At 72.2% G+C, this 24507-nt stretch carries 15 protein-coding genes; 6 read left to right on the forward strand and 9 right to left on the reverse strand.

What is annotated here, in order from left to right:
* Positions 1-459: 459 nt before the first annotated feature.
* A complete protein-coding gene (locus tag ABZ862_RS29815; RefSeq protein WP_360964622.1) occupies positions 460-909 on the forward strand; it encodes a PTS glucose transporter subunit IIA in 450 nt (149 codons plus the stop codon).
* Between the two features lie 120 nt (positions 910-1029).
* Positions 1030-2700 carry a phosphoenolpyruvate--protein phosphotransferase gene (gene ptsP / locus ABZ862_RS29820; protein ID WP_360964625.1) on the forward strand — a complete coding sequence of 557 codons (1671 nt, stop codon included), beginning with the start codon at positions 1030-1032 and terminating at the stop codon, positions 2698-2700.
* Positions 2701-2790: 90 nt separating this feature from the next.
* Here ptsP and ABZ862_RS29825 read toward each other — a convergent pair whose 3' ends face one another.
* Together ABZ862_RS29825 and ABZ862_RS29830 are read right to left on the reverse strand one after the other, a co-directional pair.
* On the reverse strand, positions 2791-3684 hold the full coding sequence (locus ABZ862_RS29825) for a hypothetical protein (protein WP_360964628.1): 894 nt from the start codon (positions 3682-3684) through the stop codon (positions 2791-2793).
* A 120-nt stretch (positions 3685-3804) separates the two neighbouring features.
* Positions 3805-5772 carry an acetoacetate--CoA ligase gene (locus ABZ862_RS29830; RefSeq protein WP_360964631.1) on the reverse strand — a complete coding sequence of 656 codons (1968 nt, stop codon included), beginning with the start codon at positions 5770-5772 and terminating at the stop codon, positions 3805-3807.
* A gap of 179 nt (positions 5773-5951) precedes the next feature.
* Here ABZ862_RS29830 and ABZ862_RS29835 point away from each other — a divergent pair, with 179 nt between their 5' ends.
* Entirely contained in the window at positions 5952-8330 is a 2379-nt protein-coding gene (locus ABZ862_RS29835; protein ID WP_360964634.1) for a TIM-barrel domain-containing protein, read from the forward strand.
* Here ABZ862_RS29835 and ABZ862_RS29840 read toward each other — a convergent pair.
* Complete coding sequence (locus tag ABZ862_RS29840) at positions 8321-8857, reverse strand: NUDIX domain-containing protein (RefSeq protein WP_360964638.1); 537 nt, start codon at positions 8855-8857, stop codon at positions 8321-8323. The two genes, ABZ862_RS29835 and ABZ862_RS29840, sit on opposite strands and share 10 nt — an antisense overlap.
* 302 nt (positions 8858-9159) lie before the next feature.
* Between ABZ862_RS29840 and ABZ862_RS29845 the strand changes: the two genes are divergently transcribed.
* Both ABZ862_RS29845 and ABZ862_RS29850 read left to right on the forward strand, forming a co-directional pair.
* Positions 9160-9606, forward strand: a complete 447-nt coding sequence (locus ABZ862_RS29845; RefSeq protein WP_360964641.1) for a zinc ribbon domain-containing protein — start codon at positions 9160-9162, stop codon at positions 9604-9606.
* Positions 9603-10793, forward strand: a complete 1191-nt coding sequence (locus ABZ862_RS29850) for a lipid-transfer protein (RefSeq protein WP_360964644.1) — start codon at positions 9603-9605, stop codon at positions 10791-10793. The genes ABZ862_RS29845 and ABZ862_RS29850 overlap by 4 nt, the downstream gene beginning before the upstream one ends.
* Positions 10794-10814: 21 nt before the next feature.
* Here ABZ862_RS29850 and ABZ862_RS29855 read toward each other — a convergent pair whose 3' ends face one another.
* Genes ABZ862_RS29855 through ABZ862_RS29875 form a run of 5 tightly spaced genes read right to left on the reverse strand, consistent with a single transcriptional unit; the run spans position 10815 to position 18680 of the window.
* The gene (locus ABZ862_RS29855; RefSeq protein WP_360964648.1) at positions 10815-11420 is read right to left on the reverse strand and encodes an ATP/GTP-binding protein; all 606 of its coding nucleotides are present in this window, start codon (positions 11418-11420) and stop codon (positions 10815-10817) included.
* Positions 11401-15018 carry a hydantoinase B/oxoprolinase family protein gene (locus ABZ862_RS29860; RefSeq protein WP_360964651.1) on the reverse strand — a complete coding sequence of 1206 codons (3618 nt, stop codon included), beginning with the start codon at positions 15016-15018 and terminating at the stop codon, positions 11401-11403. Before ABZ862_RS29860 ends, ABZ862_RS29855 begins: the two co-directional genes overlap by 20 nt.
* A 24-nt stretch (positions 15019-15042) precedes the next feature.
* Positions 15043-15438: a DUF742 domain-containing protein gene (locus tag ABZ862_RS29865; RefSeq protein WP_360964654.1), complete on the reverse strand. Its 396-nt coding sequence runs from the start codon at positions 15436-15438 to the stop codon at positions 15043-15045.
* Positions 15439-15447: 9 nt separating this feature from the next.
* Entirely contained in the window at positions 15448-15879 is a 432-nt protein-coding gene (locus ABZ862_RS29870; RefSeq protein WP_360964657.1) for a roadblock/LC7 domain-containing protein, read from the reverse strand.
* Positions 15876-18680, reverse strand: a complete 2805-nt coding sequence (locus ABZ862_RS29875) for a nitrate- and nitrite sensing domain-containing protein (RefSeq protein WP_360964660.1) — start codon at positions 18678-18680, stop codon at positions 15876-15878. Before ABZ862_RS29875 ends, ABZ862_RS29870 begins: the two co-directional genes overlap by 4 nt.
* A gap of 403 nt (positions 18681-19083) precedes the next feature.
* On the opposite strand from ABZ862_RS29875, the gene ABZ862_RS29880 reads away from it, so the two are divergent.
* On the forward strand, positions 19084-19635 hold the full coding sequence (locus ABZ862_RS29880; protein WP_360964663.1) for a hypothetical protein: 552 nt from the start codon (positions 19084-19086) through the stop codon (positions 19633-19635).
* Positions 19636-19818: 183 nt separating this feature from the next.
* Here ABZ862_RS29880 and ABZ862_RS29885 read toward each other — a convergent pair whose 3' ends face one another.
* Positions 19819-24450 (reverse strand): hypothetical protein, encoded by a 4632-nt coding sequence (locus ABZ862_RS29885; RefSeq protein WP_360964666.1) that lies wholly within the window; start codon positions 24448-24450, stop codon positions 19819-19821.
* Positions 24451-24507 lie beyond the last annotated feature (57 nt).

Genomic DNA, 24507 nt, shown 5'->3' on the forward strand with positions numbered 1-24507 from the left:
TCAAAGGAACCTCGCCCCGGCCGAACGGCCGGAGACGGGGTATCAACATATCTGGCGTTGATTTTTGGCACGCTGTTGAGTTCTCAAGGAACGGAGGCTTCCTTTGTACTCACCCTCTCGGGCTTTCCTCCGGGCTTCCCTTCGGTGTTTCCGACTCTATCAGTGATTTTCCGGCCCTCCGACCACCCTTCCGCAGACACGCAGAAGAGATCCGGAGATTAGGATCTGACAAGTTGGATGCCGCCGGGATGAGTGCACTCGATCGTGCTGTCACCCCCAAGCGGAGGTACGACTGTACACGTGGCGAGAGACTCGGTGCAAATCGATTACGCTCGTGGTCTAGACCACGGATCGGTCGCTCGTGCGGAAGGCGTACCTCGTATGACTTACGCTGCATGCACAGCGCGCCGTCCGGGACTAGTGATGGCCCCTGTTCAACTCCACCCTGGGAGGCTTCCCATGACCACCGTGACGTCCCCGCTCGCCGGCCGCGCCGTCGGACTGGCCGGCGTACCGGATCCCGTGTTCTCCGGCGCCATGGTCGGCCCGGGCACCGCGATCGACCCGGTACGCGAACCGTCCGAGGCCGTCGCGCCCGTGGACGGCATCATCGTCTCCCTTCACCCGCACGCCTTCGTAGTCGTCGACTCCGAGGGTCATGGTGTGCTCACCCACCTCGGCATCGACACCGTGCAGCTGAATGGCGAGGGCTTCGAACTGCTGGTGAGCAAGGGCGACACCGTGACGCGTGGACAGAGTGTGGTGCGCTGGAACCCGGCCGCTGTAGAGGCCGCCGGCAAGTCCCCGGTCTGCCCGGTCGTCGCACTCGAGGCCACCGCCGACTCGCTCGGCGGCGTCCGCGAGGAGGGCGACGTGAAGGCCGGCGACTCTCTCTTCACCTGGCAGTGACCGCAGTCTGCCGACCTTTCCTGCTGAATCTGGCTCACAGGCCAACGCCGTCCCATCGACGGCCCGTAGAAGAACCACCGCGGCGGCGGGACCCGCCGCACTCAATCGGAGACAGGTGAGATGGACACAACGCTGCGAGGCGTCGGTGTGAGCCACGGTGTGGCGATCGGCGAGGTTCGGCACATGGGAACGGCGGTGCTGGAGCCGCCTGCCAAGCAGATCCCGGCGGAGGAGGCGGAGCACGAGCAGGGCCGCGCCCGCCAGGCCGTGGAAGCGGTGGCAGCCGACCTGACGGCCCGGGGCAACCTGGCCGGCGGTGAGGCCCAGGCGGTGCTCGAGGCACAGGCCATGATGGCCCAGGACCCCGAGCTGATCGCGGACGTGGACCGGCGCATCGCCGTCGGGAGCACGGCCGAACGGGCGGTGTACGACGCGTTCGCCGCGTACCGGGACCTGCTGGCGAGTGCCGGCGAGTATCTCGCCGGCCGTGTCGCCGACCTCGACGACGTGCGGAACCGTATCGTCGCGCGACTGCTGGGTGTGCCGATGCCCGGTGTGCCGGACAGCGACGAGCCGTACGTCCTGGTCGCGCGGGATCTCGCACCGGCCGACACCGCGCTGCTCGACCCGACGCTCGTCCTCGGTTTCGTCACTGAGGAAGGCGGCCCCACCAGCCACAGCGCCATCCTGGCGCGGGCGCTCGGTGTGCCCGCCGTGGTCGCGCTCCCGGGTGCCGGTGAGCTCGCCGAAGGTACGGTGATCGCCGTGGACGGCAGCACCGGCGACATCTTCGTGGACCCCACCGAGGAGAAGAAGGCCGAGCTGGAGGCCGCCGCGGCCGAACGCAAGGCCGCGCTCGCCGCGTCGTCGGGCCCGGGCGCCACCGCCGACGGTCACAAGGTCCCGCTGCTGGCCAACATCGGCGGTCCCGCCGACGTGGCGGCCGCGGTCGAGGCCGGTGCCGAAGGTGTCGGTCTGTTCCGGACCGAGTTCCTCTTCCTCGACGACAGCAAGAACGCGCCGTCCGAGGCGAAGCAGGTCGAGGCCTACCGCAAGGTGATCGAGGCCTTCCCCGAGGGCCGGGTGGTGGTCCGCGTGCTCGACGCGGGCGCGGACAAGCCGCTGGACTTCCTGACCCCCGCGGACGAGCCGAACCCGGCGATGGGCGTGCGCGGTCTGCGGACGCTGCTCGACCACCCCGAGGTGCTGCGCACCCAGCTGACCGCGCTCGCCAAGGCGGCCGAGGGCCTGCCCGTGTACCTCGAGGTCATGGCCCCGATGGTCGCGGACCGTGCCGACGCCAAGGCATTCGCCGACGCATGCCGCGAGGCCGGGCTCCGGGCGAAGTTCGGTGCGATGGTGGAGATCCCGTCGGCGGCGCTGCGGGCTCGTTCCATCCTGCAGGAGGTCGAGTTCCTGTCGCTGGGCACCAACGACCTCGCGCAGTACACCTTCGCCGCCGACCGCCAGGTGGGCGCGGTGGCCCGGCTGCAGGACCCGTGGCAGCCCGCGCTGCTCGACCTCGTGGCGCTGTCCGCCGAGGCGGCGAAGGCCGAGGGCAAGAGCTGTGGTGTCTGCGGTGAGGCCGCGTCCGACCCGCTGCTGGCCTGTGTGCTGACCGGTCTGGGTGTCACCTCCCTGTCCATGGGTGCCGCGTCGCTTCCCTACGTCCGCGCCGCGCTCGCCCAGCACACGCTGGCGCAGTGCGAGCGGGCCGCGGCTGCCGCTCGTGCCGCGGACAGCGCGTCCGAGGCACGTCAGGCGGCCCAGTCGGTGCTGTCCGGCGAATAGCGGGCAGAGCCGGTCAGCCCCGCGCCGACCGGTTCCCGCTGTTCACCGCGCCGGGGGCGCCCCACCATCAGGTGGGGCGCCCCCGGCGCGTCAGTGGACGTGCCCGGGCGGCTGGTCCTCCTCCCGGAGGTCGGGAGGCACGCAGTAGTCGACGCCGGACTCGGGAGCGATGAGGTCTCCGGAGTCACCGTCGGTGCAGTAGGCGTCGAAGACCTCGCCCGCGGTCAGGGGCTCCAGACCGCCGTCGCGCAGGCGCCAGCCGTAGACGAGGTCGGAGGTCCCGGGCGTGCTGACGCGCATGACGAGGCCGCCGGGCTTGTCGGTGGCGATGCCCAGGGCCAGCACGGTGGTGAATTCCAGGGCTTCCGTCTCGTCGAGCTCGGTGGTGCCGTCCGCGTCCGTGCCGGCGTGGAGCACCGAGACCAGCGTCTCGGGTGTGCCCGAGACGCTGCACACCAGATGCCGGTGGCCGGAGCGGGCGGTGTCGAGGACCCTGACGAGGAGCTGCGAGGCGTGCCTGAACGCAGCGTGGCCGATGTCCTCGCCGCAGCCGGCACATGGCCCGAGGCGGGTCAGCAGGATGCTCGCGTGCTGCCAGGTGGCCTGACGGATGGACTGGTCGACCAGGTCCGGCACGAGTTCGGCGAGGGGCCTGCCGTCGTAGGGGACGGTGGGACCGGTGGTGGCGGCCTCGGCCGTGAAGCGGCTGCGGCTGGCCGGGACGTCCGGGTCCAGGCCGGACTCGGCGCAGAACGCGGCGTACTCCTCCGGGTCGAACAGCGTGAGTGAGGTGTGACTGCCTTGCGCGGCTCGGGCCTTGAGAAGGCCTTCCAGCTGTTTGAGATAGGTGACGTGGTCGTCGAAGACGAAGCTGCGGTAGTGCCTCATGGCTCGGAAGTCGTGCTCGTCGGTGAGCACGCCGATGGTGCCGGCGAGCTCACGGCGCAGGACATGTCGCGAGTGCTCGTGCTCGGTGTGGGCCATGTGTTCCCCCTGTGCGCGGTCGATCAATGCTCACTCACAGTAACCAGCCGCACTGACAATGCTGTCCGCCCCTGCTCGTATCGAGGCGTTCCCGCAGGTCAGACCCTTCCCCGAGGACGGTCAGGCGCGTTTGCGGGCCAGCTCCTCGTAGAAGCGCAGCAGGCCGATGTCGTCGATGGACCCGGGGTTGCATGCCTTCTCGAGCGCCGTGCCCTGGAGCAGGCGCTTGACCGGGACTTCGATGCGTTTCCCCGTCAGGGTGTGCGGGATACCGGGCACTTCGATGATTTCGTCCGGTACGTGACGGGGGGAAAGCTGTTCGCGGATGGTCTGCCTGATGCGGCCCAGGAGTGCCTCGTCGAGGACCGCTCCGGGGGCGAGGTGCACGAACAGGGGCATCCAGTAACCGCCGTCAGGCTGTTCGAGCCCGATGACGAGGGACTCCCTGATCTCGGGGAGCCGTTCCACCGCCTCGTAGATGTCGGCGGACCCCATGCGGACGCCCTGGCGGTTGAGGGTGGAGTCGGACCGGCCGTGGATGACGACGGAGCCGCGGGAGGTGACCGTGATCCAGTCGCCGTGGCGCCAGACTCCGGGATAGGTGTCGAAGTAGCTGTCGTGGTAGCGGCTGCCGTCGGGATCGTTCCAGAAGTAGATCGGCATGGACGGCATGGGAGCGGTGACCACGAGTTCCCCGACCTCGTCGACGAGCGGCCGGCCCTCCGGGTCCCAGGACTGCAGGTCGGTGCCCAGGCCGGGTGCCTGGAGCTCGCCGATGTGGACAGGGAGCGTCGGCACCCCACCGGCGAAGCAGGAGCACACGTCGGTACCGCCGCTGACAGAGGCGATCCACAGATCACCGCGGACCTCGTCGTGCAGCCAGCGGAATCCGTCGGGCGGCAGGGGCGAGCCCGTCGTGGCGACGCACCGCACCCGGGAGAGGTCGAAGTCGCGGGAAGGGTGCACACCCGCCTTGCGGCAGGCCATGACGTACGCGGCCGACGTTCCGAAGAGGGTGGCGCCGGTGCGTTCCGCCACCTTCCACTGGGCGCCGATCTCCGGGTACCCGGGGCTGCCGTCGTAGAGGACGACCGTGGTGCCCGTCAGCAGGCCGGAGACGAGGAAGTTCCACATCATCCAGCCGGTCGAGGTGTACCAGAAGAAGCGGTCCCCGGGGCCGAGGTCGCAGTGCAGGCCGAGCTGCTTGAGATGTTCGAGGAGGATGCCGCCCTGCGACTGCACGATGGCCTTGGGAAGGCCGGTCGTACCGGAGGAGTAGAGGACCCACAGAGGGTGGCCGAACGGAACGGGTTCGAAGACGGGTGCCACGTCGGCGGCGGTCAGCACGGACCAGTCCAGAGCGCCCTCGGGTGCCTCGGTGCCCAGGAGGGGGATGTGGACGACGGCGCGCAGGGTGGGCAGTTCCCGGCGCAGCTGCGCGACGGTGTCGCGGCGGTCGTGTTCCTTGCCGCCGTAGCGGTAGCCGTCGACGGTGAACAGGACCACGGGTTCGACCTGCTGGAAGCGGTCCAGGACGCTGCGGGCGCCGAAGTCGGGAGCGCAGGAGGTCCAGACGCCGCCCACGGCGGCCGTGGCGAGGAGCGCCACGACGGCCTGCGGGACATTCGGGACGTAGCCGCTGACGCGGTCGCCCGGACGTACGCCGAGGGCCCGGAGCCCGGCGGCCAGGGAGCCGACCTGACGGGTCAGTTCGGCCCAGGTCACGGGCCGCGGCTCGTGACTCTCGTCGACGTACAGCAGGGCGGGTTCGTCCGTCCGGGTGCGAGCGGCGCGCAGGGCGTGCTCGGCGTAGTTCAGGGTCGCGCCGGGAAACCATTCGGCGCCGGGCATCCGGCGGTCGCCCAGCACGCGTGCGCAGGGCGTCGAGAACCGTACGTCGAAGTACTCCGCGACGGCCTTCCAGAAGGTGTCCAGTTCGGCGACGGACCAGCGGTGCAGCGCCTCGTAACCGCCCCGGGCGGGGGCACCGTGGTGCTCGGCGGCCCACGCCTGGAAACCGGTGATCCGTGCCTGTGCGATCCGTTGCGGATCGGGTTCCCACAGCGGTTGGGGGTTCACGGTCGGCATGGCGCGGCTCCCGGCTCTACGCGTGACACGGTGACAGGGACGATGCCATGTGATCGACTCTGGCACCAGAGCGCCGTCCGCAGGGCCCCTGTCGCGCATCATGAATATGACTCACAGTGCGGGTGAACGGCAGTTGAACGACGGACACGCGCGGGCCGATCGGTGGCAGGGTGATCAACATGGACGGTCATGACCTGGTGCGATCGGTGAGGACGGTTGGTTCGGCGGGGGCGGCTCTGGGGTTGCGCGCCGTACGGGCCGCGTGGCGCAGGAGGCGGACCGACGCGGCCGGGCTGCCGCCGCGGGGTGCCGAGCGTGCCCGGGTACCGGGGCCGGTCCGTGAGGCGGTGCCCGGTCCCGGGGGCGGGGTCCTCCGCTTCGCCCGCTCTGAGCTGCGCATCCTGGTGGCCGTGAACGGGGCCGTGTTCTGGGGCTGGGACGGGGCGGAGCCCGAGCCGTCGTACGCGCTCGCGGGTCGCTGCCCTGAGCCGGATCCGCGGGCGGTGCTGGAACCGGACAAGGACGGCGGCTGGCGGGTGGTGGCGGAGCGGGTGACGGTGACCGTCTCCCGGCTCGGTGCGGTCGAGATAGCCACGCCCGGCGGAGTGGTTCTGCGGCGTGATCTTCCACCGCGCTGGTGGGAGCCGGTGGGCGGGGGCGACGCGCGCTGGATGCAGCGTTCGGAGGTCGCGGCCGACGCGCGCTTCTTCGGTCTCGGCGGCCGGGCGTCGGGACCGCGGCTGCGCGACGGCAGCTACCGGTTGTGGAACACGGATCCGAGGCGTCCCTTCGGCCCCGGGGAGGATCCGCTGTACATCACCATGCCTGTGCAGTTGGTGGTGGCCGACGCCGCGACGCATCTGGTGTTCCACGACACGTCCCGGGACGGGACGCTGACGCTGCGCGAGGGCCAGGAGGGCGCCGGTTCGGGGCACGACCGGGCAGGGGCGAGCGAGCTGAGGATGGACGGCGGTCCGCTGCGCTGCTGGGTGGTCGTGGGCACCCCCGCGCGCGTGCTGCTCGCCTGGGCCTCGCTCACCGGCGCGCCGGCTCTGCCTCCGGCGTGGGCGCTGGGCCACCATCACGCGGGGTGGGGTCTCGGGGGCGAGCAGGAGGTGCGGCGGATCGTCGCCGGGTACCGGGAGCACGGGCTGCCGCTCGACGCAGTCCATCTGGACATCGGTCACCACGACGAGCACCAGGTGTTCACCGTCGACCGGGAGCGCTTCCCGAAGCTGCCGGTACTCGCCGACGAGTTGCGCCGTGAGGGGATCCGGCTGGTGTCGGTCGTCGGCCCGGCGGTGAAGGCGGCACCCGGCAACGCCGTGTACGACAGCGGGACCGATGCCGACGTCTTCGTGCGGGACGCGTCGGGCCGACTCGTACGGGGCGTGGTGCGGGCCGGGGAGTCGGTCTTCCCCGACTTCACGGACGCCCGCGCGCGTGCGTGGTGGGGCAGGCTCTACTCGGAACGGGTGGAGCAGGGGTTCGCCGGGTTCTGGCACGACATGAACGAGCCGACGGCGTTCGCGGCGTTCGGCGAGTCGACGCTGCCGCGTTCGGCCCGGCACGCGCTGGACGGTGCCGGCGGCGACCACCGGGACGCGCACAACGTCTACGCGCTGTGCATGGCCAGGGCCGCCTACGAGGGGCTGCGTGAGGCGGCGCCCGGGGAGAGGCCGTTCCTGTTCTCACGGTCCGGCTGGGCCGGGATGCAGCGCTACGCGGGCGCCTGGTCCGGTGATGTGGCGACCGGCTGGCCGGGGCTGCGGGCGTCGCTGTCGCTGGTGCTGGGTCTGGGACTGTGCGGGGTGCCGTACTCGGGTCCGGACGTCGGGGGCTTCGACGGCAGTCCGTCGCCGGAGCTGTATCTGCGGTGGTTCCAGCTCGGTGCGTGGCTGCCGCTGTTCCGCACTCACTCGAATCCGCGTGCGGGGCGCCGGGAGCCGTGGGAGTTCGGCCCGGAGGTGCTCGCCCACGCGCGCGCGGCGCTCGTCGAGCGGCGCCGGCTGCTGCCGTACTTCATGACGCTGGCGCATCTCGCGCGGCGTACCGGGGCGCCGTACGTGCGGCCGCTGTGGTGGGGGGCGCCCGAGGACCGCGCGCTGCGGGACTGTGAGGACGCGTTCCTGCTGGGCGACTGTCTGCTGGTGGCGCCTGTGCTCGCTCCGGGCACCGAGCGGCGCACGGTGCGGCTGCCGCCGGGCCGGTGGTACGACACGGTGTCCGAGCGGGTGTACGAGGGACCGGGTCAGGTCGTCCTGGAGGCGCCGCCGGCGCGGGTCCCGGTGCTCGCGCGCGCGGGTTCCGTCATACCGGTGCGGGGCCGTGACGGCGGGCTGGAACTGGAGGTCTGGGCGCCCGTCCGGGGGCGCACCGGAGGCGGGCTGGTCGTGCCGGACACGGGTGAGGGAGGGGAGGAGCCCGAGGCCGAGCGTTACGTCGCCCGCTGGCAGGGGCACCGGGTGGTGGTCACGCTGGAGCGGGAGCAGCACCCGGCCGAGCCGCCGTATCCGGTGCGGGTGCGGGGGCTGGGCGCGCCCCCGGCTCACACGTAGCGGCCGGCGAACCAGGCCCGCACGACGAGGGTGTGCAGCGGGAAGGCGAGTTCCGCGGGCCTGCGCAACAGGTGCCAGCCTTCTGTCTCGTCCGTGGCGGCGGACTGGGGCAGCCCGGCGGCGGGGCGCTCGGGGAGCAGTCCGAAGAGCAGCAGGTGGCCGTCCGGCGAGCTCATCGCGTCGGCGAGGCGTACGTCGTGGCCCGGCATGTCGATGCCCGTCTCCTCCCTGAGTTCGCGGACGACGGCGTGTCGCCAGTCCTCACGGTCGTCGATGTAGCCGCCGGGCAGTGCGATGCCTCCGCGCGCGGGGGCGATGGTCCGGGTGATGACGACCAGGGCGGTGCCCCTGGTGTCGTACACGGGCTGCAGGGCGACCGCGACCGGCAGCGGGTTGCGGTAGGCCACGGTGCCGCAGGCGGGGCAGGCGCGTGGCCAGCCGGAGACGCCCGTTCCGTAGGGCGATCCGCAGCTCGAACAGTGTGAGCCGGGCGCGGAGTTGACGGTGGAGCGCTGAATTTCGGACACGTCGCGGACTGTATCCGATCACGGGTGCGGAGTCTTGAGGGGTGGCCCGAAACCATGATCAACCGGCTGGGCGGCACGGGAGGGCCGCCCTGTGGGGCGGGTGTTCCGACACATGGAGCCTCGCTTGCGGGTGGCTGGAATTGTTCGCAGGGGTGACCGGAGTCACCTTCTTGGGTTCAGATCACCCTTCCGTTGTCACGACGCCGTGCGGATGCCGGCGGTTCGCCCGGCACCCTGCCCAATCGCGATCGCCCGTGGCACACTTTCTGACACATCATCAGATTATTTGTTGTGGAGGAACGTTGTCGCGTACCCGTACGCCGGCCGTGGCCGGCTGGTTCACCGGGGAAGGTGCCGGCTTCCGGCTGCTGGGCACCCGCTGTGCGGCGTGCGCCTCGGTCTTCTTCCCCCGCGAGGACGTGCACTGCCGCAATCCGGACTGCCCGGGAGGCGAGCTGGAGGAGACCGCGCTCTCCCGCACGGGCCGCGTCTGGTCCTACACCGACGCGCGGTACCGGCCGCCGTCACCCTATGTGAGCGATCCGGAACTTCGGTGGGAGCCGTACCCGTTGATCGCGGTGGAGCTGGAGGCCGAGCGCATGGTGGTGCTGGGACAGGCTGCTCCCGGTGTCACCGTCTCCGATCTGGCGGTGGGCATGGAGGTGGAGGCCGTCCCCGGCGTCCTCTGCGAGGACGGCGAGACGGTCTGGACGACATGGAACTGGCGGCCCACGGGGGTGACGGGATGACGGACGACGTGGCGGTGCTCGGAGCGGGGATGCACCCGTGGGGCAAGTGGGGGCGCGGCTTCGCCGAGTACGGCGCGTCGGCGGCCCGCGCGGCTCTCGCCGATGCCGGCGTGCGCTGGCGGGACGTCGGCTCGATCGTGGGCGCGGACACGGTGCGCGGCGGGTACCCCGGGCATGTGGCGGGTGCGACGTTCGCGAAGGCCCTGGGGTGGCAGGGGGCCCGGGTCGCCAGCGTGTACGCGGCGTGCGCGTCGGGCGCGCAGGCCATCGGCACGGCACGGGCGCAGATCCTGGCGGGGCTGGCGGACGTGGTGCTCGTGGTGGGAGCGGACGCCGCGCCCAAGGGCTTCTTCCGTCCCGCCGGAGGGGACCGTCCCGACGACCCCGACTGGCTGCGCTTCCGGCTGCTGGGCGCGACGAACCCGGCGTATTTCGGGCTGTACGCCCGGCGGCGGATGGCTCTCCACGGGGACACGCCGGAAGACTTCGCCCTGGTCAAGGTGAAGAACTCGGCGATGGGGGCGCGCAATCCGTACGCGCGCTACCGCAAGCGGGTGGACGCCGAGGAGGTCGCCGCCTCCCCGGTGGTCGCCGATCCGCTGCGGCTGCTGGACATCTGCGCGACCTCGGACGGGGGCGCCGCCCTGGTGCTGGCGAGCATGGAGTTCGCCCGGCGGCACGGCGTGCGGCGGCCGGTCCGGATCCGCGCGGTGTCCACCGTGACCCCGCAGTTCCCGGTCACGGTGCTGGACCTGCCGGACATCGCCACGGACTCGGCGGCATCGGTGGGGCTCCGGGACGGGACGTTCCGCACCTCGATCGCCAGGGCGGCGTACGAGGAGGCCGGCATCGGACCGGAGGAACTCTCGCTGGCCGAGGTGTACGACCTGTCCACCGCGCTGGAACTGCAGTGGTACGAGGATCTGGGGCTGTGCGGCGAGGGTGAGGCCGCGAAGCTCCTGCGCTCGGGCGCCACGGCTCTCGGCGGCCGCACACCCGTCAACGCGAGCGGAGGGCTGGCCTCGTTCGGGGAGGCGGTGCCCGCCCAGGCGATAGCGCAGGTCTGCGAGCTGACCTGGCAGCTGCGGCAGGAGTCGGGCGACCGCCAGGTCGACGGCGCGCGGGTGGGGATCACCGCGAACCAGGGTCTGTTCGGGCATGGGTCGTCCGTCATAGCGGTGCGGTGACCCCGGCCGCGCCGCAGGACGTCAGGTGGTGACGCTCTGGCGGCGGTCGGCGCCATAGGCCATGGCGTGCTGGACGACCTCGACAAGGGTCTCCTTGACCGACTCGCGGTCGCGGGCGTCGCACAGCGTCAGCGGCACACCCGGATCGAGGTCGAGAGCCTGGCGCACGTCCTCGGCAGGGTAGCGGGCCGCGCCCTCGAAGCAGTTGACGCCGACGACGAACGGGATGGAACGGCGTTCGAAGTAGTCGACCGCTGCGAAGCAGTCCTCCAGACGGCGGGTGTCGGCGAGCACGACGGCCCCGAGGGCGCCCTCGGTCAGTTCGTCCCACATGAACCAGAACCGCTGCTGCCCGGGCGTGCCGAAGAGGTACAGGACGAGGTCCTCGCGGAGGGTGATGCGGCCGAAGTCCATGGCCACGGTGGTGGTGTGCTTGCGCTCCACGCCTCGGAGGTCGTCGAACGGGCGTCCCGCCTCGGTGAGCAGTTCCTCGGTGCGCAGCGGCCTGATCTCGCTGACCGCGCCGACGAGGGTGGTCTTGCCCACTCCGAAACCGCCTGCCACGAGGATCTTGAGCGTGACGGGCTCGACCGGGGGCTTGCCGCGCTCAGAACGGCCGAAGATCATCGGTTTCTTCTCCTGCTTGATGGGGGTCGGTCGGGGGCGGGCCGTAGCCTCCGCCGCCTGGGGTCTCGATGACGAGTGTGTCGCCGGGGCCGACGTGTGCCGAGTCACTGCCGGCGAGTTCCCGGACCGTGCCGTCGGTGTGTTCCACCCGGTTGGCGCCCAGAGCTCCGGGCGCGCCGCCCGCCATGCCGTAGGGCGGGACCCGGCGGTGCTGGGAGAGCGTGGAGACGGTCATCGGCTCCCGGAAGCGGATGCGGCGTACCGCTCCGTCGCCGCCGCGCCAGCGTCCGGCCCCGCCGCTGTCCGTGCGGACCGTGAACTCGTCGAGCAGCACCGGCAGGCGCCATTCCAGGACTTCCGGGTCGGTGAGGCGGGAGTTGGTCATATGGGTCTGTACGACACTCGCGCCGGGAAAGCCGTCGCCCGCTCCCGAACCGGAGGCGATCGTCTCGTAGTACTGGTGCCGTTCGTTGCCGAAGGTCACGTTGTTCATGGTCCCGGACCCCTCGGCCTGGATGCCGAGCGCTCCGTAGAGGGCACCGGTGATCGCCTGGGAGGTCTCGACGTTTCCCGCGACCACGGCGGCCGGGGGCTGCGGTGCCAGCATCGAGCCGTGCGGCACGATGATCTCCAGAGGGCGCAGACAGCCGTCGTTGAGGGGGATGTCGTCGGCGACCAGGGTACGGAAGACGTACAGGACGGCCGCGTTGACCACGGCGAAGGGCGCGTTGAAGTTGGTCGGCAGCTGGGCCGAGGTGCCGGTGAAGTCGATGGTGGCCGAGCGCTTCTCACGGTCCACGCGCACGCTCACCCGGATGATGGCGCCGGAGTCCGTCTCGTAGGCGTACTCGCCGTCGTCGAGGGCGTCGACGACCCGTCGTACGGCCTCCTCGGCGTTGTCCTGGACGTGTTTCATGTAGGCCTGGACGACGTCGAGGCCGAAGTCCTCGATCATGCGGCCGACCTCGTCGACACCCTTCTGGTTGGCGGCGATCTGGGCACGCAGGTCGGCGAGGTTGGTCCGCGGGCTGCGTGAGGGGTGGGGCGCGTCGGTGAGCAGACGCAGCGTCTCCTCCTCGCGGAAGCGGCCGTCCTCGGCGAGCAGCCAGTTGTCGAAGAGGACACCCTCCTCGTCGATGGTGCGGCTGTCGGCGGGCATGGATCCGGGGCTGATGCCGCCGATCTCCGCGTGGTGGCCGCGGGAGGCGACGTAGAAGAGGATCCGGTCACCCTGTGTGCCGAAGACGGGGGTGATGACGGTGACGTCCGGGAGGTGCGTGCCTCCGTGGTAAGGGTCGTTCACGGCGTACGTGTCCCCAGGGCGCATGGAGTCGGCACGCCGCCGGATGACCTCTTTGACGCTGGTGCCCATCGAGCCCAGGTGGACGGGGATGTGAGGGGCGTTGGCCACCAGGTTCCCGTCCGGGTCGAACAGGGCGCAGGAGAAGTCCAGGCGTTCCTTGATGTTGACGGACTGGGCCGTGGCTTCCAGGCGGGCGCCCATCTGTTCGGCGATGGACATGAAGAGGTTGTTGAAGACCTCGAGGAGGACCGGATCGGATTCCGTGACCGGTCCGGAACTCTGCGTGACCGTCACGCGTTCCATGACCAGATGCCCGCCGTGGGTCGTCGCGGCCCGCCAGCCGTCGTCGACCACGGTCGTGGCGCCGGACTCGGTGATGATCGCGGGGCCGGTGACGGCCTGGCCGGGCGGCAGGTCCGCGCGGCGGTGAAGGGGTACGTCGCGCCAGGTGCCGCCGGTGTGGAGGCGGACGGTGGACGGTGGGGCGGGCTGTCCCGCTCGGGCGGTGAGAGAGGAGAGATCAGGAGGCCGGGTGACGCCGGTGGCTTCCACGGAAAGCGCTTCGATGACGACCGGACGATCGAGGGTGAAGGAGTAGGTGGCACGATGACGTTCTTCGAAGGCCCGGCGCATCGTCCCGGGCTCGGCGAGTTCGACGGTGAGGGTGGTGTCGGTGCCGTCGTAGCGCAGTTGGGCGCGCCGGGTGACCGTGACGCGCTCCTCGGGCACGTCCTCGGCGAGGAGTTCGGCGCGGGCGGCGGCCTCGAGAGCGTCGGCCGTGCCGAGGACGGCGGGCATGGCGGCGGCTTCCAGCGGGGTCTCGACGGACTGTTCCCGCATGGCGGTGGTGTCGGCGAGGCCGATGCCGAGCGCGGACAGGACGCCCGCCATGGGCGGCACGAGGACGGTGCGGATGCCGAGCGAGTCGGCGACCATGCACGCGTGCTGACCGCCCGCGCCCCCGAAGGTGGTGAGCGCGTAGCGGGTGACGTCATGGCCCTTCTGGACGGAGATGCGTTTGACCGCGTTGGCGATGTTGGCCACGGCGATCTGGAGGTAGCCCTCGGCGACCTGCTCGGGAGTGCGGTCGTCGCCGGTCGTCTCGCGGATCTCGCGCGCGAGAACGGTGAAGCGGTCCCGGACCAGCGCGTCGTCGAGGGGCTGGTCACCGTCGGGGCCGAACACCCGGGGAAAGTGGGCGGGCTGGATCCGCCCGAGCATGACGTTGGCGTCGGTGACGGCGAGGGGACCGCCGCCGCGGTAGCAGACGGGTCCCGGGTCGGCGCCCGCGGAGTCGGGGCCCACCCGGTAGCGGGAGCCGTCGAAGTGAAGGACGGAGCCGCCGCCGGCCGCGACCGTGTGGATGTCCAGCATGGGCGCGCGCAGCCGGACGCCCGCGATCTGTGTGGTGAAGACGCGTTCGTACTCGCCCGCGAAGTGGGAGACGTCGGTGGAGGTGCCGCCCATGTCGAAGCCGATGACGCGGTCGAAGCCGGCGAGCTGGGACATGCGGGCCATGCCGACGATGCCGCCGGCCGGCCCGGACAGCACGGCGTCCTTGCCGCGGAACTGGCCGGCTTCGGCCAGGCCGCCGTTGGACTGCATGAACATCAGCCGTACGCCTCGGAGTTCGTCGGCGATGTGCTGGACGTAGCGGCGCAGCACGGGCGAGAGGTAGGCGTCGACGACGGCGGTGTCCCCGCGCGGGACGAGTTTCATCAGGGGGCTGACCTCGCTGGACAGCGAGATCTGGGAGAAGCCGGTGCGGGTGGCGAGCTTCCCCACGGCGCGTTCGTGGGCGGGGTGGAGGTGGCTGTGCATGCAGACGACGGCGACGGCCCGGATCCCCGCGTCGTAGGCCTCCTGCAGGGGGCCCGTGAGGGCGTCGAGGTCGGGGGCGGTGAGGACCGTGCCGTCCGCGGTGATCCGCTCGTCGACCTCGACGACGCGTTCGTACAGCGGGCCGGGCAGGTCGATGCGGCGGGCGAAGATGCGGGGGCGGTTCTGGTAGGCGATGCGCAGCGCGTCACGGAAACCGCGGGTGATGACGAGGAGGGTGCGTTCGCCCTTGCGTTCCAGAAGGGCGTTGGTGGCGACGGTCGTGCCCATGCGGACGGCTTCGACGGGGTCCGTCGAGCCGTCCAGGAGATCACGGACGCCCGCGACGGCCGCGTCGGTGTAGCGGGCGGGGTTGTCGGAGAGCAGTTTGTGCGTGAGCAGGCGGCCGTCGGGGCGTCGCGCGACGATGTCCGTGAAGGTGCCGCCTCGGTCGACCCAGAACTGCCAGCCTGTCACGTTCCCGCTCCGCATCCGTGCCGCTCACAGGGCCCGGAGGCCATTGATCACGTCGCGCAGGATACCCGCGTCGGGGAGCTCGGCCGGGGGTACCGGTCGGTTCACATGGACGAGTTCACCGTCCACGAGGTCTCCGACGAGCACCCGGACCACGCCGACGGGCAGGTCGAGTTCCGCGGAGAGCTCGGCGACCGTCTGCGGGGTGTCGCGGCAGAGATCCACGATGTCCACATGCTCCGGGGACAGCGTGGGGTCCGCGCCTGGGTCGTCGGTGTCCGGCTCCGCGACGACCACCGCGATCAGGTCGAGGCGGTGCTGGGCCGCGTGACTGGTGCGGCCCCGCGTCATGGCGTACGGACGGACCACCGGTCCGGCCTCGTCGTCGAACCAGTGGCTTCTTCCCTGACCGTCTGCGCTCATGCCTTCCCACTACCCGCCCGAGGGCAGATCGGTGCGCGGGGCGGCACCCAGATGTACGCCGACCCGCTTGACCAGCAGTGTCATCTCGTAGGCGACCTGGCCGACGTCCGAGTCGGCGTCGGAGAAGACGGCGAGGCAGCTGCCGTCACCGGCGGAGGTCACGAACAGGAAGGCCTCGTCGAGCTCCACGACCGTCTGCCGCACCTCACCGGCCTCGAAATGGCGCCCGACGCCTCTGGCGAGGCTGTGGAATCCGGAGGCGACGGCGGCGAGGTGCTCGCTGTCCTCTCTGGTCAGGTCCTTGGACACTCCGGTGGCAAGGCCGTCGCCGGAGAGCACGATGGCCTTGCGGATGCTGGCGACGCGATCCACCAGGTCGTCGAGGAGCCAGTTGAGGCCGCCTTCTTCCGCGGTGTGGCCGGTCGCCTTCGGTGCGGTCATCGACCGTCCCCCTTTGTCGTTCCTTGTGCTGTGCCGCCTTGGGCGTCGTCGCCCACGGCGTTCTCCTCGCGGCCGCGCTGCCAGCCACGCTGGAGCGAGGCCATCCGCCGGCGTACTTCGTCGGCGTCCCGCTCGACGGGTTCTGCCGGGTTCTCGGCGCGCCGTCTGCTGTCCTGTATCAGCTGCGGGGCCAGGTTGGCCTGGCGTACCCGCTTCGGCAGGGGTGCCGAGCCGGTCTCCGCCGGTGCGGTGGCGGGGGTCCGGGTTCCGCCCGGACCGTCGGTCGCGGTGGCTCTCTGCCGGGTACGCCGGGGCAGCGCGGGAGCCTGGGACGGGCCGGTGGTGCCGTCGGCCGGGGCTCTGTCCGGTCCGCCGGGGCGGCGGTCCGGTACGGTGGCGCGGCGCTGGGGCAGCGTGCCGGGAGCCGGGTCGGGTTCGGGCTTCCGGGTGCCGCCGCTCGTGGGGCGACCGGTGGGTTCGGTGTGCCGGGAGTGCGGCTCGCCCACGGGCCGCCCGTGCGAGCTGACCAGCTTGGGCGTGCGGCGCCGGGGCAGCGGCAGGGGCGCCGCGGCATGGCCGCCGGGGGCCTCCTCGTCCGCGCCGTCGTCGGTCGGCGCGTGCTGCTCGACGGCGCGGAGGGTGACCTCGTCGTCCGTGCGCGCGAAGGAGCGGCGCGAGCGGAACGGTCGGCTGTGCTCACCGTCCTCGTCGCCGAGTGCGTCCGGGAAGCCGCCGAGGCGGTCCGGACCGACGGGGGCCTCCAGCTCGACGGGACCGTCCAGCAGTGCCGCGGGAACCCCGGGAAGCTGCGTGGGTGTACGGGACAGGGCATGGCGGCCGTCGCTCCGTCGGGTCTCCTTGGCGGGCCCGGTGCGATCGAGGCGGAAGCCGATGCCGTTGGTGTCGGAGACGTCGTCCGTGAGCAGCGCGTCGGGAAGGAACACCACGGCGGTGGTGCCGCCGTACGGGGAGGGCTGCAGGGAGACGCGGACGTTCTGGCGCTGTGCGAGCCGGCTGACCACGAACAGGCCGAGCCGGTCGGTGTCGGAAAGTTCGAACTCGGGTGTCTCGGCGAGCCGGAGATTGGCGTCGAGCAGGGACTCCGCCGCCATACCGAGGCCCCGGTCATGGATCTCCAGAGTGAACCCGTTGGCGACGCGTTCGCCCAGGACCTGGACGGCGGTATGGGGCGGGGAGAAGACGGTGGCGTTCTCCAGGAGTTCGGCCACGAGATGGGTGAGGTCGGCGACGGCCGGTCCGGAGACGGCGACACGCGGCAGCCTGCGCACCTCGATGCGCTCGTAGTCCTCGACCTCGGCGACGGCCGCGCGCACCACGTCCATGAGCTGGACGGGCTTGCGCCACTGCCGGGAGGGTGCGGCGCCGGAGAGGATGACCAGGCCCTCGGCGTGTCGGCGCATGCGGGTGGTCAGGTGGTCGAGGCGGAACAGGTCGGCGAGTTCGTCGGTGTCCTCGGTCCTGCGTTCCATGGTGTCGAGCAGGGTGAGCTGTTTGTGCAGCAGTACCTGGCTGCGGCGGGCGAGGTTGACGAACACCTCGGAGACACCGGCGCGGAGTTCGGCCTGTTTGACGGCGGCCTCCACGGCGGCGCGCTGCAGGGTGTTGAGTGCCTGGCCGACCTCGCCGATCTCGTTCTTGTCGTACTCGAAACGGGGGACCTCGGTCTCCACGTCGACCAGTTGGCCCGCGGACAGGCGGCGCATCACGCCGGGGAGCCGGACGCCGGACGCCTCGTGGGCGTCCACGCGCAGCTGCCGCAGGTCGCGGATGAGGGCGCGGCCGACACGCACCGACAGGACGATCGACACGAGCAGCGCCACGAGACCGAGTACGCCCGCGACGGCGGCCTCGACGATGTAGCCCACGGCGACGGGGTGGACGCGGGCCTGGTAGCGGTCGCCCACCTGGTCGTCGAGGGCGCGCAGGTCGGAGAGTGCGGTGCCTGCGGCGTCGTCCCAGCCCTTGGCGGTGACGTCCTCGGGCATGCCGGATCCGGTGGCGACGGACTCCTGTTCGGCGGCCCGCAGGGGCGCGGTCGTCGCGTTCTTCCAGAAGCGCTCGTAGCGCTCGCGTTCTGCGGCAGGCAGCAGCGGGAGGCTGATGTCGTACATCAGGGTGCGCTGGGCGATCAGATCCGACAGCTCGCGGGTCTCGGCGCGGGTGAGGGTACCGACCACCAGGGAGGAGCCGAGCAGGGCGTCCTCGCGGGAGAGGAGTTCGCGGGCGCGGGTGATGTTGACGAGGGCACGGGCCTGCTCGGCCAGCTCCACGTTGTCGATGCCGTCGAGGGAGGCCAGCAGGGTGTAACAGGGGTCGACGAGACGGTTGTAGAGGTCGAACGCCTGGGCGCGGGTGACGGTGCCCTGACCGATGCTGCGGCGCAGGGCGCCCACGCCGTCGAAGGCGTCGAGGACGGCGGTGAGCTGTTCGCCGTCCTCGGTGGGGAGTCCGTCGCGGACGTCGGGGTCCTTGGCGTTCTTGCGGGTCCTGGCGATCGCCTCGTCGGTGGCGGTCCGGGTGCGGCGCAGCGCGGTCGAGGCGTCGGCCGCCCTGGGATCGGCCAGATAGACGAGGGTCTGGCGGCGTTCCTGCTGGAGGGCGCGGACGGCGTCCTCGGCGGGGTAGCCGATCTTCTCCGTGCGGGTGGACACGGCGAGGAGCTGGGTGACCTCCCGCCCGGTGATCACCGTGGCGAAGGCCCAGATCGCGGTGAGGGACACCAGCGGCACGAGAAGCAGCGCCACGATCTTCCGGCGGATCGACTTCCCGCGAAAGCGCATGGCCTCCCCCAGCTCGTCCCCCGTCCCGTTGGGGGTACACATGTGCGTCAACAAACGGCGCGAGCCTACTACCGACACAGCCGTAACTCGAAGGCCGGTCCGGTCACCCCACCTCGCGCTCCCCTGCTGTATATGAGGAGTTGTCAGATCATTGCGGCAGATTCCGGCCCGTTTTCCGCCGGCACCGCTCACGCTGTCCGGCCTGGGCCGTTCGATCTCTTGGCCGGATTTTTTCCCCGTACGGGAATCATCCGACGGTGCCAATCGTCCTTCTCTACGGGAAATGGGGGCGGAAGCGGCCACATGAGCCGCATTCCGCGTCCGGGTGGCGTACATCAGAGCAAGCAGGGCAGCGAATGGGGAGCCGGAGCCTTCGGGCGCCGGGGCGACGGGTCTGCCGGCGGTGGGGAGTGACACGGTGACGGGCACAGCGGAGCGGCACGAAGCGCCAGGGGTCGGTGCGGCGGCGCGCTCGACGGGAGGTCGGCGGGACAAGGACCGGGAGCAGGACGTTCCTGCGGTGTCGCGCAGCCCGCGGGACGGCATGGGGCCGGAGCAGTCACGCTACCGGCCGTTGTGGGTCGAGGAGCCCGCGCGGCGTCGCAGGCTGCCCGATCCGGTGCGGACGGCGGCGGTGCGGGCCGTGCTCGTCATCTCGGTGACCCTGATCCAGGCGATGATCGCTTTCCTGAGCGCCATGGCGGAGTCGTGGCTCGCGTTCCCGATGGTGATCAGCAGCATTGCCAGCACCGTGGTGGCCACCTGGGCCGCGGTGGACGTGTGGGTGACGCGCCAGGTGTGGAACCAGCGGTACGGGGTGGTGTCGGAGCCCAGCAGCACCGCGCGGTCGCTGCGGCGTGAGCGGCGTGCGGCCCGGCGGCAGGCGCGGGTGGCCGGGCGTGCCGAGAAGCGCATACGCAGCCGGCGGGGCGCGGGGCAGCTGTCGCACTCCTGACGGTCTCCTGCGAGGTCGTCGCGCGGCAGTCGGAGCCGCCCCGGCAGGTCCGGCGTCCGGGAGGCCACCGCAGTGTCGGGGGGCCGGGACCGGCCCGTCGGCAGCGGCCGCCAACCGTAGGACCGGGGGACGCGGTGCCGGACGGCGAGGTGCCGGACGGCATGGCCCGCCGGACGGTGCGGGTCAGCCGTTCGCCGGTGCGGGCCGCTTGAACATCCGGGTCGCCGTGATCTCGCTGTGCACCGCTTCCCCGGCCGGGGCGGGCTGGGGAAGTCCTGGCCGCAGATGTTCCTCCACGCGGATGTACTTCAGGCCGGCGCGCAGGTCGGCGTCGTTGCGCAGCCGGATGACCAGCGGGAACTCGGCCAGCGCGGTGGTGTCGAACAGGCCGGTCGTGTAGAGGAGTTGCACACCGAGCGCGTCGGACACGGCCCGCTGGAGCTCCAGCAGGTAGGTGGCGTTGGCGCGGCCGATGGGGTTGTCGAGGAAGAGCGTGCCGGCGTGCCGGTGCCGTTCGCGGCCCCGGTCGTTCGAGCGGAGCGCGGCCATCGTGCAGTAGAGGGCGATGGCGGCGGTGAGCAGCTGGCCGCCGGAGAAGACGTCACCCATCTGTCCGACGGGCACGCGCTCGGCGCGCAGGACGGCGTCGGGTTTGAGGATCTCGACGGCGACGCCCTTGGGCTGCAGCGCGGCGGCCACCCCGCGCAGCAGCAGGGACATGCCGTCACGGCGCAGGTCGGCGTTCTTCTTCACCGCGGCCCGGGTCGCCTCGTCGATGACCTCGCCGAGCCGTTCGGTGAGTGTGGCCTGGTCGGGTTCCTCGAAGCGGATGCGCAGGAACTCCTGTCCGGACCACTCCCCCAGTCCTTCGGGAAGGCGGGAGAGCCGCTGGGCCGAGCGCAGGGTGGCCAGTGCGGACTCGACCAGCCCGCGGAGACGGTCGACGATCGAGTCGCGGTTGCGTTCCAGCTGGGCCAGTTCGTCCGTGAGGACGCGCAGTCGGGGGGCGAAGGCGTCGGCCCACTTGCGGGCGTGCTCGGGCAGCGCGGACGCGGGGAGTTCGCGGATCTGCTGGCGGGCAGGCGTGCGGACCTGTTCGTAGCGGGTGGAGTTGGCGTGCCGGACCAGGACGTCGCTCGCCTCGCGCACCGCGGAGTCGGCCGTGGAGAGGTCGGCGGCGCAGCCGCGCAGCGAGCGGCGGGCCTCGGCGGCCGAGTGCCGGGCTTCTTCGAGGCTGCCGGGGTAGGGCTCGGGAGCGTCCTGTTCGTCGTCGGCGGTGTGTTCGCGCAGCAGGTCCCGGAGCATCGCGGCGGTCTCGTCGAAGCCGCCTGCCGCGTCCTCGGCAGCGCGGTGTGTGGCGAGCAGTTCCGCGTGCGCCTCGCGGGCCTGTGCCAGCGCCCCGGTGCGGGAGGCGAGTTCGGAGGTGGCGGTGCGCAGCAGGGCCTGGGCGTGGTCGGCGTCGCGCGGGAGCAGTTCCTCGGGCAGTGCGGTGTGTGTCTCACCGTCCTCGGGGGCGTGCCGCTCGGCCTCGCCGCGCAGTCGGCCCAGCTGTTCGCTCGCGGTCGACATACGGGTTTCGAGCAGCTGGACGAGTTCCTCGGCGCGGGCCGCGGCGGCCTGCCGGGAGGGGCCGTCGGCCCCGGCGGGTGATGCGAGGAGGTGCTCCGCACGGATGCGGACCCTGTTGCTGAGGCGGTCGAGCTCGGCGCGGGCGGAACTCTCGTCGCTCTCGGCGCGGGCCTGTTCGGCGCGCAGGTCGGCGCCGACGCCGACCTTCTCGTACAGCTGGGAGGCTGCGCGGTAGGCCTCGCGCAGGGCGGGCAGGGTGGCCCTGGGGGTGCCGGGGGCGGTGGCCGGTACGTCGTCGGGGGCGCCGGCGACCTCCGAGCGCTCGGCGCGCAGCGCGCGGGCGGTGCGGCGGGCATCGTCGGCGGCGCGCTGGACGGCGCGGCGGTCCTCGTCCGCGGCGCGGGCGCGTTCCAGACAGCTCGCGGCGCGTGCCTCCGACTCGGTCGCCTCGTCGGCGAGTTCGCGGAGTCTGGCCTGCCAGGCGGAGCGCTCGCGCAGCCGGAAGGCGAGTCCGGCGAGGGCGTCGGCGGAGCGGCGGGCCTGCTGGGCGGCTTCCTGCCGTTCGTCGCGGGCCTGGGCCGCTTCGGCGGCGGTCTCCTCGGCTTCCGCGCGGGCGGTGCGGGCGTCGGCGAGTTCGGCTTCGGCCTCTTCGGAGAAGGCGCGGGCCCCGTCGGCGGTACGGGCGAGTTCGGTGAGGCGTCCGGCGGGACAGCCGGTGCGCCAGGAGGCGAGCCTGGCCGCGAGTTCGCGGTCCTTGCCGAGCCGGGCGGCGAGGGTGCGGATCTCTTCGTCCCGTTCGGCGGCCCGGCTGCGCAGGGCCTGGCGTTCCTCGTCGGCGGCGTGCTCGTCGTGCATGGCCGGGTTGGGCGGTACGAGGAACACGTCGGTGGGGCTCGCGCCGTCGGCCGGGGTGGGGGCGAGGAGGGCGGCGGCGGTGCCGACGGCGACGGCGGAGCGGGGCAGCAGGGCGGCGTCGGCGAGGGCCACGCGGGCGCGGGCGTGGGAGCCGGGGTCGGTGATGATCACACCGTCGACGAGTTCCGGGCGGGCGGCCAGCACGCGCGCGTGGTCGGCGGGGTCGACGGCCTGGGCGAGGTAGCGCCAGCCGGGCAGAGCGGGGATGCCGAGTTCACCGAGGTGTTCGACGGTGGCCAGTACGTCGGGGCCGGGCGGCAGCAGTCCGCCGTCACCGAGGGCGCCGAGGATGCGGGCGTCGTCGGCGGCTGCGGTGCGCAGTTCGAACAGGTGGCGTTCGGCGGCGGACACGGCGTCGTCGAGGAGTTCGCGCAGTTCGTCGGCGCAGCGGTCGAGGTCCTGCGGGGTGAGCGCGGCGCCGTGCGCCGGATCGACGGGTCCCGAGCCGGTCTCGTGGCGGGGCTGCGACACGGGACGGGCGGGGCTGTCGGTGAGGCTGAGCAGTTCGGCCAGCCGCTCCTCGGCCGCCAGGGTCTCGGCGAGCCGGAGTTCCGCGTCGTAGGTCCGCCGGGCCGCGGTCGCGGCGTCGGCGGCGCGGGCGGCGGTGAGTTCGGCGCGGGATTCGGCGGAGGCGGTCTCCCGGGCGTGTTCGGCGGCGCGGCGGGAAGCCTCGCGCGCGGTGTCCCAGGCGGCGACGGCGGTCTTCTCGGCGTCGCTCGCGGCGAGGGCGGCGCGGGCGGGGTCGGCGTCCGGTGCGGTGTCGTCGAGCCAGCCCGCCCGGATGGCCTCGGCGGTCTCCTGCTCGACCTCGGTGAGCCGCTGCCGTAGGTGGCCGGCCTCGCTGCGGGCGCGCTGGGCCTCGGTGGCGGCGGCGGTGGCGTCCCGGTGGGCGGCCTCGCCCGCCTCCTGGAGGGCGGCGGAGCGTTCCTCGCCCTCGTCGGCGAGGGTCTCGGCGCTCTCCGCGGCGGTGTGCAGGGCGCGGACGAGGTCGGCGGCGGCCCGGGCACGGGCGGCGAGCGCGGGGGCGGCGTCCCGTTCGGCCTCCTGGATGGCGGTGGCGACGCGGGTGACGCGGTCGCCGGCGGCGCGGTGGCGCAGTACGGTCTCGGCGGCCTGCCAGGCGGAGTGCAGGGTGCGGGCGTCGGCGAGTTCGCGTTTCTGGGCGGCGGCGGCCTTGTCGGCGGCGGCGAGTGCCAGGGAGGCGTGCCGGTAGGCGAGTTCGGCGGCGATCAGCGCACTGCGCTCGCGGGCGCCCTCGGAGTGGGTGACGGCGTAGGCGGCGGCGGTGACGCGTTGGGCGAGGTCGGTGGCGCGCGTCCGCTCCCGTACGGCGCGGGCGGACAGGCGGCGGACCAGGGTGCGGGTGCGCCGTTCCGCCGCGGTGTGGATGTCGCGCGCCCGGGAGCGGGCCTCTGCGGCGTCGACGATCCGCCCGAGGAGGTCGGCCGAGCCGGCGGTGAAGTCGCGTTCGGCGATGAGTTCGGAACGCCGTCCGAGTTTGCTGCCGAAGCCGCTGACGAGGTCGGCGAGGCCGTCCGTGTCGCGGGTGTCGGTGACGGCACGCAGCAGCAGGTCGGTGAAGTCGGAGTCCTTCTTGACCGCGAACAGGCCTGCGGCCTCGCCCTCGTCGGCGTTCATCTCCCTCTGGTAGCGGAAGAGTTCGGGGTCGAGCCCGAGGTCGCCGAGGTGCTCGATCCAGCGGTCGTGGATCTCCTCCCAGTGCACCTCGAGGTGCGGGTACGCCTTGCCCGCCTCGGTGAGGGCGTCCCGGAAACCCTTCATGGTGCGGCGGCGGCCCCGCGCGCCTGACTGGCCCTCGGAGGGCGGCCGCACGGCGGTGGACTCGGCGACGGGCAGGTTGTCGAGGCTCAGTCCCGGGCCGGGCCGGAAGGAGTACCAGGCCTCGGCGAACTTGCGCGGGTCGTTGGACACCTGGCGGCCGCGCCACTCGCTGGCCTTGCCCACGACGACGCACTCCCCGGTGAGGGTGTGCTGCCATTCGAGGGCCACGTGCCCGCAGTCGTCGGCCAGCAGGAACTTGCGCAGCACGCCGGAGCTGGCACCGCCGAGGGTGTTGCGGTGGCCCGGCAGCATCACGGAGAAGATCAGCTTGAGCAGGACGGACTTGCCGCCGCCGTTCTCCAGGAAGAGCACACCGGCCGGCGCGGGGCGGCGCGGTGGGCCGACGGGCTCCTCCGCGAAGAACTCCGCCTGGATGGGCGCGGGGTCGGGCACGGGGCGGCCGACACCGCGCAGGTCGAGCACGGTGTCGGCATAGCGTGCGCCGGCGGGTCCGATGGAGTAGAGGCGGACCCGGGACAGCTCGTACATGGCGGACTCTCGTCGTAAGGCTTCGTGGGGGTGCGGAACGGTGGGGTGTACCGGGAG

Source organism: Streptomyces sp. NPDC047000 (assembly GCF_040644295.1).
Lineage (GTDB): Bacteria > Actinomycetota > Actinomycetes > Streptomycetales > Streptomycetaceae > Streptomyces.